Origin of the sequence: Nonomuraea sp. KM90 (assembly GCF_052246675.1) — a bacterium.
Taxonomy (GTDB): domain Bacteria; phylum Actinomycetota; class Actinomycetes; order Streptosporangiales; family Streptosporangiaceae; genus Nonomuraea.
Genome location: NZ_JBQQCB010000007.1, coordinates 90,697 through 105,824, shown reverse-complemented (window position 1 = coordinate 105,824; position 15,128 = coordinate 90,697). Strand labels below are relative to the sequence as shown.

Sequence of the window (15,128 nt, the reverse complement as noted above, 5' to 3'; positions counted from 1 at the left end):
ACGCATGCCTGATCTCGTAGTGGACGGCGGCGACAAGCTGTGCGTGCAGCTGCTCATCGAGCTGCGCGCCCACGTGCGCGCGGCCGGCCCGGGCGCCGTGATCCATCTGATCGCCTCGGATCCCGCCGCACCCGTGGACCTGCCCGCGTGGTGCCACCTGACCGGGCACACCTACCTGGGGCCGGTGGAGGGGGCCGAGCGGGCCACGTACGCGCTGCGCGTGGCCGGGGCCGCCAAGGAGACGCAGGACGCGAAGCCCTGGCACGCGGCTTAAGCGGTTAATATCTATCCGTGAGACGACCGACGATCGCCGACATCGCCACCCGTGCGGGAGTGTCCAAGGTGGCGGTCTCCTACGCGCTCAACGGGCAACCGGGAGTGTCGGAGGCGACGCGGGCCAGGATCGTCGCCATCGCCGACGAGATCGGCTGGCGGCCCAACAGCGCGGCGCGGGCCCTCAACGGCGCCCGGGCCAACTGCGTCGGCCTCGCGCTGTGCCGGCCCGCGCGCATCCTGGGCGTCGAGCCGTTCTTCATGGAGCTGATCAGCGGCATCGAGGGCGTGCTCGCCGACCGCTCCTACGCCCTGCTGCTCCAGGTCGTCGCCAGCCACGAGCAGGAGAGCCAGGTCTACCGGCACTGGTGGGGCGAGAGCCGCATCGACGGCGTCTTCCTCGTGGACCTGCACTATGCGGACTCCCGGGTGAGCGAGCTGGAGCGGCTCGGCATGCCGGTCGTCGTCATCGGGCACCCCTCCGAGTCGGGCTCGCTGTCGGCCGTCTGGTCCGACGACGGCGAGGCCGTGCGCGAGACCGTCGGCTATCTCGTGGCCCTGGGTCACCGCCGCATCGCGCGGGTGGCCGGGCTGCCCCGGCTGGTCCACACCGCCGTCCGCGACCAGGCGTTCCTCCAGGCGTGCGAGGGCGTGGCCGAGCACGTCATCGTGCACACCGACTACACCGGCGAGGAGGGCGCCCGGGCCACCAGACGGCTGCTCAGCTCGCCCGACCGGCCCACGGCCATCATCTACGACAACGACATCATGGCGGTGGCGGGCCTGTCGGTGGCCCAGGAGATGCGCGTGGAGGTGCCGCGCGACCTGTCCGTCGTGGCGTGGGACGACTCGCCGCTGGCCCAGGTCGTACGCCCGCCGCTGACCGCGCTCACCCGCGACATCCCGGCCTACGGCGCCCACGCCGCGCAGCGCCTGCTCGCCCTGATCTCGGGCGAGAGCGTGCCTCCCTACGAGGACCAGGCGGCCGTCCTCACGCCGCGCGGCAGCACCGGGCCCGTTCGCTCCGGCACGTAGACCTTCGCCTCCCCCGGCCCGACTCCGGGAGCTCCCCGGCGCGTGCCGCGGGCGCGGGGCCTCCGGGTGGCTGGCAGACCACCCGTTCCCCGGCCCGCGGCACGTGCCGTCCCCTCCTCCGCGGCAGGCTCTCTTGGAGCCGTCCCGGCGTCCCCCGCGCTGAGACGGCTCCAGACTGTCCGAGTGCGGGGGACCCGGCCTGAGTACCCCCATACCTAAACGAGACCCGAAATCCGGTAAATCGTGACCTGGGCACCAGGTGCTGGATCGACCACTTTTTTTGTCGGCGGCTACCCTCGACACAGCCAGGTCGTCTCCGTCGAGCCCGGCGCCCGGACTGGAGGGGTTCTTCCGATGAGATTCCGCAGCACGATCGAGCTGGGCAGCAAGACCGCCACGGGTTTCGAGGTCCCCGCCGAGGTCGTCGAGGGGCTCGGGAGCGGGAGGCGGCCCGCCGTGACCGTCACGATCAACGCCCACACCTACCGCAGCACCGTGGCCCCGATGGGCGGCCGGTTCATGCTGCCGCTCAGCGCCGAGAACCGGCAGGGCGCCGGCGTGGCCGCGGGCGACGAGGTCGAGGTGGAGGTCGCGCTCGACACCGCGCCCCGCGAGGCGCGCGTGCCCGACGACCTGGCCGCCGCGCTCGACCAGGCGCCCGAGGCGAGGAAGTTCTTCGAGAGCCTGTCCTACTCGCGCAAGATGCGCCACGTCCTGCGGATCGAGGGCGCCAAGAAGCCGGAGACCCGGGCGCGGCGCGTCACCGACACCGTCGCCAAGCTCGCCGACGGCGTGGGATAGGTGGCACGGGTGCGTAACGCGGGGCGTGGCGGGTAGACGGGCGTCATGACTGAGGGTTTTGACACCGACGTGCTGTGGAACGAGTTCCACCGGATGGTCAACATGAACTCCGAGGAACTGCGGTCCTACCTGCTCGCCGAGGCCTCCGACGAGGAGGGCTTCCCGCCCGACCCGGACATGGGGATCGACGAGCTGGGGCGGGGCGTGCTGCACGTCCTGAGCAAGCGGAAGGGCGACCTCACCAAGGTGGACATCGAGGTGATGCGCCAGGTCGTGGACCTCGTCGAGACCATGGGCGACCGGACGGACGACGAGTCGCGGCGGGAGCTCATGACCGTGGGACATGACCCGCTGAGAGGATAGCCCGATGGTCGAGCCGCACCCGTGGATCGAGGGGTACGTGCGCGCATGGAACTCCAACGATCCCGACGACATCGCCGCCCTGTTCACCGAGAACGCGGTCTACTACACCGAGCCGTACAGCTCGCCGTGGCAGGGTCGTGACGACATCGTCTCGCAGTGGCTGGGGCGGCAGGACAAACCAGGTGAGGCCACATTCGAGTGGCATCCGGTGTCCGTGACGGAGGACGTCAGCGTCATCCAAGGAGTCACGACATATCCGGACAAAACGTACAGCAACCTCTGGGTGATCCGGTTCGAGCCCGACGGGCGCTGCCGGGAATTCACCGAATGGTGGATGCGGCACGATGCCAAGTGATGCAATGGGCCGAACCGTCTTCACCCGAGGAGATCCGTTGAGAGACAACCTCGACCTCGCCGCGAGCGCCCAGGAACTGGCCGACGCCGCCCCGACGGGATCGATCGACCGTGCCGCGGCCTCGTCCGTGGCGATCACGCTGGCCACCACCCGCGACATCACCGACGCCAGGAAGACCTTGGACGGGCTCTCACCGGAGGAGGTCAGGCAGGCGGCTCTGGCTCTGTTCGACCGCCTGTCGGCGGACTGATCCTCGGGGCCTCCGCCGGGGAACTCGGGTCAGGCGGAAGGCGGGGTGAGGCGGGCGTTCACGGCTTCGCGGGCGTACGTGGCGGCGTGCGGATCACCGTGGAGCTGGATGGTGTGGTTGAGCGCCATGGCCATCCCCATGAGCTCGAAGACCAGCCGCCCCGGATCGGTCCCCGCGGGCAGCTCGCCCGCGTCCACGGCCCGGCGGGCCTCCTTGGCCAGCCGGGCCCGCCACACACCGAACCGTGACTCCACGGCGTCCCGGACCGCACCGGGCCGGCCGTCGAACTCGTGTGCCGCCGCCACGAAGAAGCAGCCGCCCGGGAAGACCCGCCGTTCCAGGTAGGAGATCCACGCCTCGCAGAGCACCCGCAGCCGGTCCAGGCCGGGCGCGGCCGGCAGGGCGGGCTCCCAGACCTCGGCGCGGAAGATCTCCCCGGCCCGGTCCAGGACGGCGAGCTGGAGGGCCTCCTTGGTGCCGAAGTGCCCGAGGACGCCCGACTTGCTCATGCTCAGCTCGATGGCGAGCCGGCCGATGGTCAGCCCTTCGAGCCCCTCCATGGAGGCGATGGCGACCGAGCGGTCGAGGATGGACGCACGCGTGCCGAGCGCCTCGGCGACGGACCGGCGCGGGCTCATGCGGATGCCCCGGCGGGCGTGGGCGAGCTCATACCGGCCAGATTAGCGTCCGAACGTTCGCTTGCTATAGTCCGCCGCATGAATGGATCACGACTTGTCGCCACAGGCCACTATCAACCCGCCAAAGTCCTGACAAATGATGATCTGGCGGCAATCGTGGACACGAGCGACGAGTGGATCAGCAAGCGGGTCGGCATCCGTACCAGGCATGTGGCGGGCGACGGCGAGAGCGTCACGGACCTGGCCGCGCAGGCCGCCGCCAAGGCGCTGGCCGCAAGCGGCCTGGCCGCGTCCGACATCGACCTCGTCCTGGTCGCCACCTGTACGCAGACCGAGCACGCCCCCAACGTCGCCTCCCGCGTCGCGGCCCGGCTCGGCGTGCCCGACGCCGCCCTGATGGACCTCGGGGCCTCGTGCTCGGGGTTCACCCACGCCCTGGCCCAGGCCGACCACGCCATCCGCGCGGGCGCGGCCACGAACGCCCTGGTCGTGGGCGCGGACAAGATGACCGCGGTGACCGACTGGACCGACCGGACCACGTGCGTGCTGACGGGCGACGGGGCCGGGGCGGTCGTGGTGAGCGCCGCTCCCGAGGCGGAGATCGGGCCCGTCGTGTGGGGCTCGGCGCCGGAGCTGGGCACCGCCGTACGGATCGAGGGCACCCCCACCCGCTTCGCCCAGGACGGCCAGACCGTGTACCGCTGGGCCACCACCCGGCTCCCGGACATCGCCCGCCGGGCGTGCGAGCGTGGCGGCGTACGCCCGGAGGACCTGGCGGCGGTGGTCCTGCACCAGGCGAACCTGCGCATCATCGAGCCCGTCGCCAGGAAGCTCGGCGCGGTCAACGCCATCGTCGCCAAGGACGTGGTCGAGTCGGGGAACACCTCGGCCGCGAGCGTGCCGCTGGCGCTGTCGAAGCTGCTGCAGCGGGACGAGGTGGCCAAGGGGGCGCCGATGCTGCTGTTCGGCTTCGGGGGCAACCTGTCCTATGCCGGGATGGTGGTCCGCTGCCCCTGACGGTGGGCGGCCATGACGGCCCGCATGTCGCCGATGGCGCGCAACGTCCCCCGTACGGTGCCCGTCACCTTGGAGCGCCCGGCCCTGGGCAGGTAGCGTACGTCGGCCTCGACCACCCGCCACCCGGCCGCGGCGGCCCGCAGCACCATCTCCAGCGGATAGCCGAACCGCCGGTCGGCCAGCTCCAGCCCCAGCAGCGGGACGCGGCGGCAGGCCCGCATCGGCCCCAGGTCCCGGACCGGCACCCCCGCCGTACGCCGCAGGCGGCGGGCCAGAACGGCGTTGCCGAGCCGCGCGTGCACCGGCCAGGCCCCCCGTCGCGCCGGCACCCGCCGCCCGAGCACCAGTTCCGAGCGGCCAGCGGCCACCGGTCCGGTGACGAGGGGCAGCTCGGCGGGGTCGAGTGAGGCGTCGGCGTCCATGAAGCAGACGATCTCGCTGGAGGCGGCCAGGAGCCCGGCATGGCAGGCGGCCCCGAACCCGCGGCGCGGCTCGTACACGACGACCGCTCCCAGCTCGGCGGCCACCAGGTCGGACCCGTCGGTGGAGCCGTTGTCGACCACGATGGGGCGGTAGCCGGGCGGCATCCGCTCCAGAACCCAGGGCAGCGCCTCGGCCTCGTCGAGGCAGGGCAACACGACATCGATCACGCTCCCGACGCTAGAACGGCCACCCCCGCCCAACCCTTACGGACCGATGACATCACGCCCGGCCCGGCCGTCCTGGGTCCACGCCGCTCCCGCCGACCGGCCTGCTCGCTCATGCCCTTCCCCCGCGTCGACGGCGGCTTCCGGCTCGGCACAGAGCCGCCTGGCTCGGCGGCCTCGCTCCACCTCACGATCCTGTCGCGCCCGCGTCCGGTGCGGCGCCGGCGAACTCCTTGATGCCGTCCGCGAAGGTGATCCGTGCCGTGAAGCCCAGCTCGGCGGCCGCTCGGGCCGGGGAGGCGACGATGTGGCGGACGTCCCCGAGGCGGTACTCGCCCGTCGTCACCGGGTCCGGGCCGCCCGTCTGGGCCGCCAGGGCCGCCGCCAGCTCCCCCACCGTGTGCGGGGTGCCGCTGGCGATGTTGTACGCCGCCGGCTCCCCGGCCGTCCCCACCCCGAGCGCCAGGACGTTGGCGCGGGCCACATCCCGTACGTGGACGAAGTCCCGCCGCTGCCCCCCGTCCTCGAACACCCGGGGCGCCCGGCCCGCCAGCAGGGCCGACAGGAAGATCGCGGCCACCCCGGCATAGGGCGTGTCCCGGGGCATCCGGGGGCCGTAGACGTTGTGGTAGCGCAGGGCCACGACGGTGCCGGAGGTCTCGCGGGCCCAGTTGGCGGCCAGGTGTTCCTGGGCCAGCTTCGTGGTGGCGTAGGCGTTGCGGGGGTCGGGGGCCGCCTCCTCCGGGACGACCGTCGGGGTCAGGACGTCGTCGCAGCGCGGGCAGCGGGGGTCGAAAACGCCGCGCGCCAGGTCGCCGGCCCGCCTGGGGCCCGGGCGGACGCGGCCGTGGCGGGCGCAGTCGTAGGCGCCCTCGCCGTACACGACCATGGACGAGGCCAGGACCAGCCGGCCGACGCCGTGCCGGGCCATCGCGGCGAGGAGGGTCGCGGTGCCGTACGCGTTGACGGAGGCGTAGTCGGGCAGGTCGGCCACGTTCACGCCGAGGCCGACCTTGGCGGCCTGGTGGATCACGGCGTCGACGCCGGGCAGGAGGCGGTCCAGGGCGTCGGGGTCGCGGATGTCCACGCCGTCCCGGAGGTCCGCGGTGACCACCTCGCAGCCGCCGGAGCCGGGGGCGACCACCTCGCCGTCGCGGCGGCCCGGGGTGATCGCGCCGCCGTGGAGGGCCTCCGCGATGTGGCTGCCGATGAAACCTGCCGAGCCGGTGAGCAAGACGCGCATGCCGCCGATCCAACACCCGCCCGGCCCGCGCGGATCTTACGGAGCGGGAACGTCGCGCAGGTGGCCCACCGGCTTCGCGACCTCCCGCGCGTGGTGCTCGGCGAACTCGGGCGAGTCCGGGTCCCGGTCGGCCGGGAGCTCGCCCGCCTCCTGACGGGCGCGCAGGTGCTCCGGCCCCCGGCGCTTGCGCGCGACGACCGGGGCGAACAGGGTGGAGGCATGCCAGGCGTCGACACGCTGGACGGTCTGCTCCAGGCCGTCGCCGAGTTCCGTACGGACGACTACGAGCTGCCGGCCGAGCGGGCCGCCGTCGACCGGGCCGGGCGCTCGATCGAGGAGTCCGGGCTGCTGCTGCTCGGCGAGGTCCACGGGGTCAGGGAGAACCCGCTGGTCATCCTCGGGCTCATGAGGCTCCTCGGGCTGACCCATCTGGCCCTCGAATGGCCCGCGGCCCTGAAACCGCAGCTCGACGCCTACCTGGCCGACGGGACGGGGCTCGACCATCCGCTGTGGTGGCTCGGCGACGGGCGCGTCACGGCGGGGCACTTCGCGGTGCTCAAGGCGGTGCCGGGGCTCTCGGTCACGCTGTTCGACGGAGGGGCGTTCACCGGGGACTGGTCGCAGCGGGACGCCTCGATGGCCGAGCAGGTGCTGGCCGCGCACGCCGAGCCCGCGCTCGTCGTGGCGGGCAACGCCCACACGTGCACCTCGCCGACGGAGCTGGGGCTGCCGATGGGGGCGTGCCTGGCCAGCGCGCGGCCGGCGCTGGAGAGCGTACGGATCGACTACGGCTCGGGGGGCTACTACAACGGCGAGCCGCGGCACATGAGGGGTTACTGCGCGGTGGCGGGGTTGCGGGTCTTCGAGGGGGAGCTGGTCGTGGGGCTGCCGGAGATCAGCGAGGCCACGGTGCCCCATCTGCCCGTCGAGCTGCTGAAGGAGCGGCTCGGCCTCTGATCCCGGTTGCCGAGCCGTCCGTCCGGGCTGGTGTCCGCGATGGGGCCGACGCGGGCCTGGGTGGCGGCGGTTACCGGGCGGCGCTGGAGCGCGGCGCGACGTTGCATGACCCCGTGGGGTATACGCTGAGCACACGCCACGCTAGGGCGGAGGATTCCTGACCGCCTGTCAAGCGCATGGCCTCCCCCTGACACCCAGGTCGCGACCACGGCGTCGCGACCCCCGGGAACAAGCGTGGGCCGGTGAATTCACTCCCCCTGACTACGTGCTTCCGGTTTTGCCATGGATGCGCCAAGGTTAGGGCAACTTGCACCGCGAGGTAAGGAGACCTGTGGCCAGTCCCGGCACGATCGACACTCGAGGCAGTGACTTCGCCCGACTAGCCCATCACATCTCTGACGCCGGTCTCCTCGACCGGCGTCCCGTTTATTACGCCATCCGGATGAGCATCGCCGCCATTGTCTACCTCGGTTGCTGGGCGTTGTTCGCCTGGGTGGGCGATTCGTGGCTGCAGCTTCTCGTCGCGGCCCTGATGGCAGTGGTCTTCACCCAGCTCGGCTTCCTCGCCCACGATCTGGGGCACCGGCAGGTGTTCAGGACCCGCTCGCCGAGCGACATCGCGGGCCTGATCATCGGCAACCTCGGCGTCGGGCTCGGCTGGGGCTGGTGGACCACCAAGCACAACCGCCACCACGCCAATCCGAACCACGAGGACCACGACCCCGACGTGTCCCCCGCCGTGATCGTCTGGTCCCAGGATCAGGCCATTAAAAGCGCAGGATTGCCACGGTTTATCGCGAAATATCAGGCCTACTGGTTCTTTCCGCTGCTCACCCTCGAGGCCTGGCACCTCCACATAGCCAGCTTCAAGGCACTCCTCGCACCCACGACCAAGCGGCGCGGCGTGGAGCTGACGCTGCTCCTGGTGCACTTCGCCCTCTACTTCGGCCTGGTCTTCACCATTCTGCCGGTCGGCAAGGCGCTGCTGTTCCTGGTCATCCACCAGGGTCTGTTCGGGCTCTACCTCGGCTGCACGTTCGCGCCGAACCACAAGGGCATGCCCGTGCTGACCAAGGAGGACAAGCTGGACTTCCTCCGCAAGCAGGTGCTCACCTCGCGCAACGTGCGCGGCAACCTGTTCACCGACGTGGCGCTCGGCCAGCTCAACTACCAGATCGAGCACCACCTGTTCCCCAACATGCCGGCCCCGAACCTGCGCAAGGCGCAGCCGATCGTCGAGCGCTACTGCGCGGAGATCGGCGTCGACTACCTGCAGACGGGCCTGGTCGAGTCGTACGGGCAGGCGTTGAGCCACCTGCACGACGTCGGCGCCCCCCTGCGCCGCTGAGGCGCCCCTCTGCGCCGCTGAGGCGTCCCCCTGCGCCGCTGAGGCGTCCCCCTGCGCCGTCGAACCCGTAGGGCGCCCGTCACTGGGCGCCCTCCTCTTCCAGCCGCTTGATCAGCCCGTCGCGGCGGCGTTCGAGCTGGGCGATCAGCTCCACCTGCTCGTCCGCCTGGCTGATCACCGCTGAGATCTCGACCTGATCGGTCGCGCCCATGTCGCGGATCTGGTCGCGCACTTCCTGGTTCTCGGCCCGCAACCGGACCAGGTCCTCTTCGACCCGCCGGAGTTCGTCCTTAGTGCTCATCCACGGGCTCTACCCAGATGCGCCCGGCCGATCACCCCGTCACCCGGGGCGGCATGCAGAATGGGAGCCATGAGCAGGCCCTCCACCAGCACGATCGTGTCACTCGTGACGATCGTCGTCGTGCTGGCCGGCACCGCGCTCACCCATGTCCTGCGCGGCCCCGGCCGGCTGAACGCGCTGGACGTCCTGCTGCCGCTGATCGCGTGCGGCGCGCTGCTGGTGCGGCGGCGTTATCCCGTCGCGGCGCTGATCGTCGTCGCGGTGTCGGTGGCGGCCTACTACCCGTGGGCGGGGGTCGACGGGCCGATCATCGTGCTGGTCTTCCTCGCCCTCTACACCGCCGCCGACCAGGGCCACCTCGCGCCCGCCATCGCCACGGGGGCGCTGTCGCTGCTGGCCATGGGGGTGGGCGAGACCGGCGGGGTCAGGCACGTGGACGACAGCCTGTTCATCATGATCGCCGGGTGGGTGGTGGCCGCCATCGCGTTCGGCGGCGTCACCCGCAACCGCCGCGCGTACCTCATGGAGGCCCGGCAGCACGCCCTGGACGCCCTGCACAGCAAGGAGGAGGAGGCCAGGCGGCGGGCCGGCGAGGAGCGGCTGCGGATCGCCAGGGAGCTGCACGACGTGCTCGGGCACAACATCTCCATGATCAACGTACAGGCCGCCGCGGCGCTGCACGGGCTGAAGAAGCGGCCCGAGGAGGCCGAGGCGGCGCTGCGGACGATCAAGGAGACCAGCAAGGAGACGCTGCGCGAGCTGCGGACCACGCTGGGCGTGCTGCGCCAGGTGGACGAGGACGCGCCGACCGCGCCCGCCGACAGCCTGGCGCGGGTGGAGGCGCTGGTCGCGGCGTCGGGGCTGGACGTCCGCACGAAGCTGTCGGGGCCGCTCGACGCGCTGCCGACCGAGGTGGACCTGGCCGGCGCCCGCATCGTCCGGGAGGCGCTGACGAACGTCTCCCGCCATTCCGGCACCGACAGGGCCACGTTGACGATCACCAACGCGTCCGGGAACATCGTCATCCGCGTGGAGGACGACGGACCGGGCGCCGCCTTCGACGGGGGCAGCGGCTTCGGCCTGCAGGGCATGCGCGAGCGCGCCACCGCGCTCGGCGGCACCCTGGAGGCGGGCCCGCGCCCCGAGGGCGGCTTCCACGTCGCCGCCCGCCTGCCACTCACCCAGCCGACGAACGGGGCTCGATGATCCGCGTAGTGCTCGCCGACGACCAGACCCTGGTACGCGCCGGGTTCCGGTCCATACTCAGCGACGAGGACGACATCGAGGTGGTGGCCGAGGCCGCCAACGGCGCGGAGGCGATCTCCAAGGCGCGCGAGCACCGGCCCGACGTCGTCCTCATGGACATCCGCATGCCCGAGCTCGACGGCCTGGAGGCCACCCGCCGCATCGCCGGCGACCCGGCGCTCGACGGCGTCAAGGTGATCATCCTGACCACGTTCGACCTGGACGACTACGTCTACGGCGCGCTGCGGGCCGGCGCCGGCGGCTTCCTGGTCAAGGACACCGAGCCGGCCGAGCTGATCCACGCGGTCCGGGTCGTGGCCAGGGGCGACGCGCTCATCGCCCCGTCGGTCACCCGGCGGCTGATCGCCGAGTTCGCCGGCCGGGTCAAGCGCCCGGAGCCGGGCCCCGAGCTCAACGCGCTCACCGAGCGCGAGCGCGAGGTCATGACGCTGGTGGCCGCCGGGCTGTCCAACGACGAGATCGCGGCCCGGCTCGTGCTCAGCCCCGCCACGGCGAAGACGCACGTCAGCCGCATCATGACCAAGCTGTCCGTCCGCGACAGGGCGCAGCTCGTCGTCATCGCCTACGAGGCCGGTGTCATCACCCCGGGCTGGCTTACACCCTGAGTGGTACGCCGGGGCGGCCCGTGCGACCCGGGATGTACGCCAGGTGAACGCCCCGGCATGACGCGGCGGGCGGTGCCGTGCCCGGAAGCTCGGGGGCATGGAAACCGTGGACCTCGCCCGCCTGCAGTTCGCGCTCACCGCGGGCGCGCACTTCCTGTTCGTGGCGCTGACGCTCGGCCTGGCGACGCTGGTGGCCGTCATCCAGACCCGGGCCACCTTCGGCGGCGATCCCGTGCACCTGCGGATGACGCGGTTCTGGGGCCAGCTCTACATCATCAACTACGCGATGGGCATCGTCACCGGGCTCGTGATGGAGTTCCAGCTCGGGCTGTCGTGGAGCGGGCTGACGGAGTACGCGGGCGACGTGTTCGGCTCGGCGCTGGCGATCGAGACGCTGGTGGCCTTCTTCGTCGAGTCCACGTTCCTGGGCTTGTGGATCTTCGGCTGGAACAAGCTGAACCGGTGGGCGCACCTGGCGGCGATCTGGGTGGTGACGCTGACCGCGTACGCGTCGGCGTTCTGGATCATGGTTTCCAACGGCTTCCTGCAGAACCCGGTCGGTCACGTGCCCGACGGGGACCGGCTGCGGCTGGTGGACTTCGGGGCGATGGTGGCCAACCCGGCGGCGCAGGTGGCGTTCTGGCACGTGCTGGGCGGCGCGCTGATCGTGGGCGGGTTCTTCCTGGCCGGGGTGAGCGCGTACCACCTGCGCAGGCGCACCGCCGAGCAGGACGTCTTCCGCAAGTCGCTGCGGATCGGGTTGGGGGTGGCGTTGCCGGCCACGTTCTTCACCGCGACGTTCGGCGGGCTCGGGTTCGAGACCATGCAGCCCACCAAGGTCGCGGCGTGGGTGAACGACGCCGGCCGGCTGGCCGCCGCGCAGGCCGAGATGGTGGCCAGGCACGGGCCCGGCGACTACCTGCCGCCCGTGGCGTGGGTGCAGACCAGCGGCATCACGATGATGACGTTGTTCGCGCTGATGATGTTCGTGGCCGGGCTGAGCTGCCTGCTCATGTTCTTCCGGCCGGTGGTGCGCGGGTTCCGGCTGTGGCACTGGTTGCTGACGCTGATGATCCCGGTGCCCTTCGTGGCCATGTTGTCCGGCTGGATCTTCCGCGAGATGGGGCGCCAGCCGTGGGCCGTGTACGGGCTGCTGCGGACGTCCGAGGCCATGTCACCGATGACCGAGGCTCAGGTGCGCTTCTCCTCGTTCGCCTTCGCCACCGTGTTCGCGGTGCTGATCGTGATCAACTACTGGCTGCTGGCCAGGGCCGCCCGGCGCGGTCCCGCCGAGGTGGCGCTGGGCGACCGCCCGATCGACGCCCCCGTCCCCGTCCCTTCCTTCTGAGTGGAGCCGACCATGGAGATCCTGATTCTGGCCTTCTTCGCGCTCGGCTACCTGGTGCTGGCCGGGGCCGACATCGGGGTGGGCATGGCACTGCCGTACCTGGGGCGGTCGGCGGGCGAGCGGCGCGAGGCGATCGCCGCGATCGCGCCGTTCTTCCTGGGCAACGAGGTGTGGCTGGTGGCCACGGCGGGCGTGCTCGCGGGGCTGTTCCCCCAGCTGGAGGGCGAGCTGCTGCACGGCAACCACGCCGTGGTCGTGACGCTGCTGCTGGCGTGGGTGATCCGCGACATGGGCCTGTGGCTGCGCGGGCGCGTGCCCGGGGCGCGCTGGCAGGCGTTCTGGGACGGCGCGATCGTGGCCGGGAGCTGGGGGCTGGCGCTGAGCTGGGGCCTGCTGCTGGCCCGCATCCTGCTCGGGATCGAGGGGCCGGTGGCGGTGCTGCCCGCGCTGGTGCTGGCCGCGCTGTTCCTCACGCACGGGCTGGCGTTCGCGGCGCTGCGGCTGCGGGGGACGCTGCGCGAGCGGGCGGCCGTGCTGTCGGGAGGGGCCGGCGAGGTCCGCACGTACGCGCTGACCTCGGCGGCGATGGTGGTCGTCGGGGTGCTGGCCGGGCTCCGGCTGCCGCTGGAGCCCGGCACGTCGGGGCCGGTGCTGGTGCCGATCGTCCTGGCCGTGACCCCGCTGCTGGTGGCGTCCCAGGCGTGGGTGTGGTGGACGTTCAGGCACCGGGTGACCGGGCCCTCCTACCTCTGACTAGAAGAGCGGGACCCCGTCGCGGGTCAGCCTCCAGTTGGACACCGCGAAGTCCGACGGGTCGATGGTGCCCTGCGCGGTGGCGTACTCGATCAGCGCCTGCCTGATCTCCACCTGCGCGTTGTAGACGACGGGAGCGCCGGTGACGTGCGGGAAGCCGCCGCCGCCCGACTGGCGGTAGTTGTTGATCGCGACCAGGAACTCCTTGCCGGCCGGGATCGGCGCGCCCTCGTAGGTCAGGTTGGCGATGCGCTGGCCGGCCGGCTTGGCCACGTCGATGTCGTACGACACCCCGGAGAGCTGGTCGTAGTTGTAGTCGGGGGTGTTGTTCGCGTTCGTCAGCTTGGTGACGTCGACGGGGGCGCCGGGGGCGAGCTGGTTGAAGTACCTGGCGGAGTACTCCAGGTAGTCCTTGATCTGCGCACCGGTCAGCTTGACCGCCTGGAGCGTGTTGTCGTAGACGTACAGGCCGGCCACGTCCCTGACCCGGATGTCGCCGGCGGGGAAGACGGCGCTGCGGCTGAACGGCGCCGCGATCGACAGCACCGGCAGCGTGTTGTCCGGCAGCGCCTGCTTGACCGTCTCCTCCTGCACGTGCTGGATGTAGTCGAGGATCGGCGTGTCCTTGTACGGCGACTCGGCCGCCGACAGCTGCTGCGCCGACTTGGCCACGACCTTGTTGACGTAGCCGACCGTGGTGTCGTGCTGCGGCTTCATCAGCTCGACGATCTTCGGGTCCTCCTGGACCGTGTTCGTGTTGAGCGTGGTCGAGGACTTGCCGGTGACGACCCACTTGCCGCGCTGCTTGGCGAGCTGGAAGTCCAGGACCGACAGGCGCTGGCCCCACTTGCCCGGCTCGGTCAGCAGCACCTGCTGCCCGGTCGCCTTGTTCGTCACGAACTTCTGGGCGACCTCGTTGTGCGCGTGCCCGAACAGCACCGCGTCGATGCCCGGCACCTGCTCGGCCACCATCGCGGAGGCGTTCTCGACCGGCAGGTCGCCGCCGTAGGACGACATGCCGTTGTCGCCCGCGTGCGCGGTCACGACGACCACGTCCGCGCCGAGACCGCGGATGACCGGCACCCACTTCTTCGCCGACTCGACCAGGTCGGTGAAGCGCAACTTGCCCTCGACGTTCGCCTTGTCCCAGATGGCCACGCCCGGGTTGGTCAGGCCGAGCACGCCCACCCTGATCGGCTGCTCGCCCTTGACCTTCATGGTCTTGATCACGAACGGCTTGTACGCGGGCCGCCCCGACTTCTCGTGGACCGCGTTCGCGCCGAGCACGGGAGCCTTCATCTGGTCGACCCACGTGGCCAGCAGCGGCAGACCGTAGTTGAACTCGTGGTTGCCCAGCGTCACGGCGTCGTACCCGATGGCGTTCATGGCCTTGGCCATCGGGTGGATCTGCCCGGTCTCGTTCACCGGCTCGACCTTGGCGTAGTAGTACGCCAGCGGGGTGCCCTGGATGGTGTCACCCGAGTCGAACAGCAGCGTGTGATCCGCTCCGCGCTCGGTCCTGATCCGGTTGACCAGCGAGGACACCTTCGCCAGACCGACGCTGTTGCCCTGGCTGTCGGAGTAGCCGGCGTCCTTGAAGTAGTCCCAGTTCAGGGCGTTGCTGTGGAGGTCGGACGTGCCCATCACGGTGACCGTGACCGTCTTGGCCGGCCGGTCGGCCTGCGCGGGGGGCGCCGCCAGGGCCAGCACGCACAGCGCGGCGGCCCCGGTGAGGGCGAGCTTCTTGGTCTGCATGAGGCTGGAGAGTAATCAGGACAAATTACTCGTTGGTTACGAATGCCCTAATCAGCGCCATAAGCTCGGCCGGGCGCTCGTGCACGACCACGTGGCCGCTGTCCAGCTCGGCGTACTCGCTGCAGCGGCGGATCGACGGCGACGTGGCGGCAGGACCGCCCTCGCCATGTCCG

Annotated in this window: 18 protein-coding genes; 13 read left to right on the top strand and 5 right to left on the bottom strand. The window is 71.4% G+C overall.

The features are described from left to right. Positions 1 to 4 precede the first annotated feature (4 nt). The 6 genes from ACTWPW_RS10885 to ACTWPW_RS10860 all read left to right on the top strand — a co-directional run bounded on the left by ACTWPW_RS10885 (position 5) and on the right by ACTWPW_RS10860 (position 3,077). Positions 5 to 274: a sulfurtransferase TusA family protein gene (locus ACTWPW_RS10885; protein WP_443168595.1), complete on the top strand. Its 270-nt coding sequence runs from the start codon at positions 5 to 7 to the stop codon at positions 272 to 274. A gap of 17 nt (positions 275 to 291) precedes the next feature. Then, positions 292 to 1,308: a LacI family DNA-binding transcriptional regulator gene (locus ACTWPW_RS10880; protein WP_375116850.1), complete on the top strand. Its 1,017-nt coding sequence runs from the start codon at positions 292 to 294 to the stop codon at positions 1,306 to 1,308. A gap of 354 nt (positions 1,309 to 1,662) precedes the next feature. Beyond that, positions 1,663 to 2,109: a YdeI/OmpD-associated family protein gene (locus ACTWPW_RS10875; protein WP_443168594.1), complete on the top strand. Its 447-nt coding sequence runs from the start codon at positions 1,663 to 1,665 to the stop codon at positions 2,107 to 2,109. A gap of 45 nt (positions 2,110 to 2,154) precedes the next feature. Further along, positions 2,155 to 2,472 carry a DUF3140 domain-containing protein gene (locus ACTWPW_RS10870; RefSeq protein WP_364116875.1) on the top strand — a complete coding sequence of 106 codons (318 nt, stop codon included), beginning with the start codon at positions 2,155 to 2,157 and terminating at the stop codon, positions 2,470 to 2,472. Positions 2,473 to 2,476: 4 nt separating this feature from the next. Next, entirely contained in the window at positions 2,477 to 2,827 is a 351-nt protein-coding gene (locus tag ACTWPW_RS10865; RefSeq protein ID WP_375116852.1) for a nuclear transport factor 2 family protein, read from the top strand. Between the two features lie 37 nt (positions 2,828 to 2,864). Further along, entirely contained in the window at positions 2,865 to 3,077 is a 213-nt protein-coding gene (locus ACTWPW_RS10860) for a hypothetical protein (RefSeq protein WP_364116879.1), read from the top strand. A gap of 29 nt (positions 3,078 to 3,106) precedes the next feature. On the opposite strand, the gene ACTWPW_RS10855 is transcribed toward ACTWPW_RS10860, so the two are convergent. After that, positions 3,107 to 3,715 (bottom strand): TetR/AcrR family transcriptional regulator, encoded by a 609-nt coding sequence (locus ACTWPW_RS10855; protein WP_375116853.1) that lies wholly within the window; start codon positions 3,713 to 3,715, stop codon positions 3,107 to 3,109. Between the two features lie 78 nt (positions 3,716 to 3,793). On the opposite strand from ACTWPW_RS10855, the gene ACTWPW_RS10850 reads away from it, so the two are divergent. After that, the gene (locus ACTWPW_RS10850) at positions 3,794 to 4,732 is read left to right on the top strand and encodes a beta-ketoacyl-ACP synthase III (protein WP_375116854.1); all 939 of its coding nucleotides are present in this window, start codon (positions 3,794 to 3,796) and stop codon (positions 4,730 to 4,732) included. Here ACTWPW_RS10850 and ACTWPW_RS10845 read toward each other — a convergent pair. Continuing rightward, complete coding sequence (locus tag ACTWPW_RS10845; RefSeq protein ID WP_375116855.1) at positions 4,702 to 5,382, bottom strand: glycosyltransferase family 2 protein; 681 nt, start codon at positions 5,380 to 5,382, stop codon at positions 4,702 to 4,704. The genes ACTWPW_RS10850 and ACTWPW_RS10845 overlap by 31 nt on opposite strands. A 184-nt stretch (positions 5,383 to 5,566) precedes the next feature. Beyond that, on the bottom strand, positions 5,567 to 6,622 hold the full coding sequence (locus ACTWPW_RS10840) for an NAD-dependent epimerase/dehydratase family protein (RefSeq protein ID WP_443168593.1): 1,056 nt from the start codon (positions 6,620 to 6,622) through the stop codon (positions 5,567 to 5,569). 60 nt (positions 6,623 to 6,682) lie between these two features. Between ACTWPW_RS10840 and ACTWPW_RS10835 the strand changes: the two genes are divergently transcribed. Together ACTWPW_RS10835 and ACTWPW_RS10830 are read left to right on the top strand one after the other, a co-directional pair. Then, a complete protein-coding gene (locus tag ACTWPW_RS10835; RefSeq protein WP_443168592.1) occupies positions 6,683 to 7,579 on the top strand; it encodes a hypothetical protein in 897 nt (298 codons plus the stop codon). Between the two features lie 442 nt (positions 7,580 to 8,021). Next, positions 8,022 to 8,927 carry a fatty acid desaturase family protein gene (locus tag ACTWPW_RS10830; RefSeq protein WP_375116858.1) on the top strand — a complete coding sequence of 302 codons (906 nt, stop codon included), beginning with the start codon at positions 8,022 to 8,024 and terminating at the stop codon, positions 8,925 to 8,927. A 79-nt stretch (positions 8,928 to 9,006) separates the two neighbouring features. On the opposite strand, the gene ACTWPW_RS10825 is transcribed toward ACTWPW_RS10830, so the two are convergent. Continuing rightward, positions 9,007 to 9,228 (bottom strand): hypothetical protein, encoded by a 222-nt coding sequence (locus ACTWPW_RS10825; protein ID WP_364116892.1) that lies wholly within the window; start codon positions 9,226 to 9,228, stop codon positions 9,007 to 9,009. A gap of 69 nt (positions 9,229 to 9,297) precedes the next feature. Here ACTWPW_RS10825 and ACTWPW_RS10820 point away from each other — a divergent pair, with 69 nt between their 5' ends. The 4 genes from ACTWPW_RS10820 (at position 9,298) to ACTWPW_RS10805 (ending at position 13,200) form a co-directional block, all read left to right on the top strand. Continuing rightward, complete coding sequence (locus ACTWPW_RS10820; protein ID WP_443168591.1) at positions 9,298 to 10,434, top strand: sensor histidine kinase; 1,137 nt, start codon at positions 9,298 to 9,300, stop codon at positions 10,432 to 10,434. Next, complete coding sequence (locus tag ACTWPW_RS10815) at positions 10,431 to 11,099, top strand: response regulator transcription factor (RefSeq protein ID WP_364116896.1); 669 nt, start codon at positions 10,431 to 10,433, stop codon at positions 11,097 to 11,099. Before ACTWPW_RS10820 ends, ACTWPW_RS10815 begins: the two co-directional genes overlap by 4 nt. Positions 11,100 to 11,196: 97 nt before the next feature. Next, positions 11,197 to 12,447 carry a cytochrome ubiquinol oxidase subunit I gene (locus ACTWPW_RS10810; RefSeq protein WP_443168590.1) on the top strand — a complete coding sequence of 417 codons (1,251 nt, stop codon included), beginning with the start codon at positions 11,197 to 11,199 and terminating at the stop codon, positions 12,445 to 12,447. A gap of 12 nt (positions 12,448 to 12,459) precedes the next feature. Then, the gene (locus tag ACTWPW_RS10805; protein ID WP_375116861.1) at positions 12,460 to 13,200 is read left to right on the top strand and encodes a cytochrome d ubiquinol oxidase subunit II; all 741 of its coding nucleotides are present in this window, start codon (positions 12,460 to 12,462) and stop codon (positions 13,198 to 13,200) included. On the opposite strand, the gene ACTWPW_RS10800 is transcribed toward ACTWPW_RS10805, so the two are convergent. After that, positions 13,201 to 14,955 (bottom strand): bifunctional metallophosphatase/5'-nucleotidase, encoded by a 1,755-nt coding sequence (locus tag ACTWPW_RS10800; protein WP_443168589.1) that lies wholly within the window; start codon positions 14,953 to 14,955, stop codon positions 13,201 to 13,203. Positions 14,956 to 15,128 lie beyond the last annotated feature (173 nt).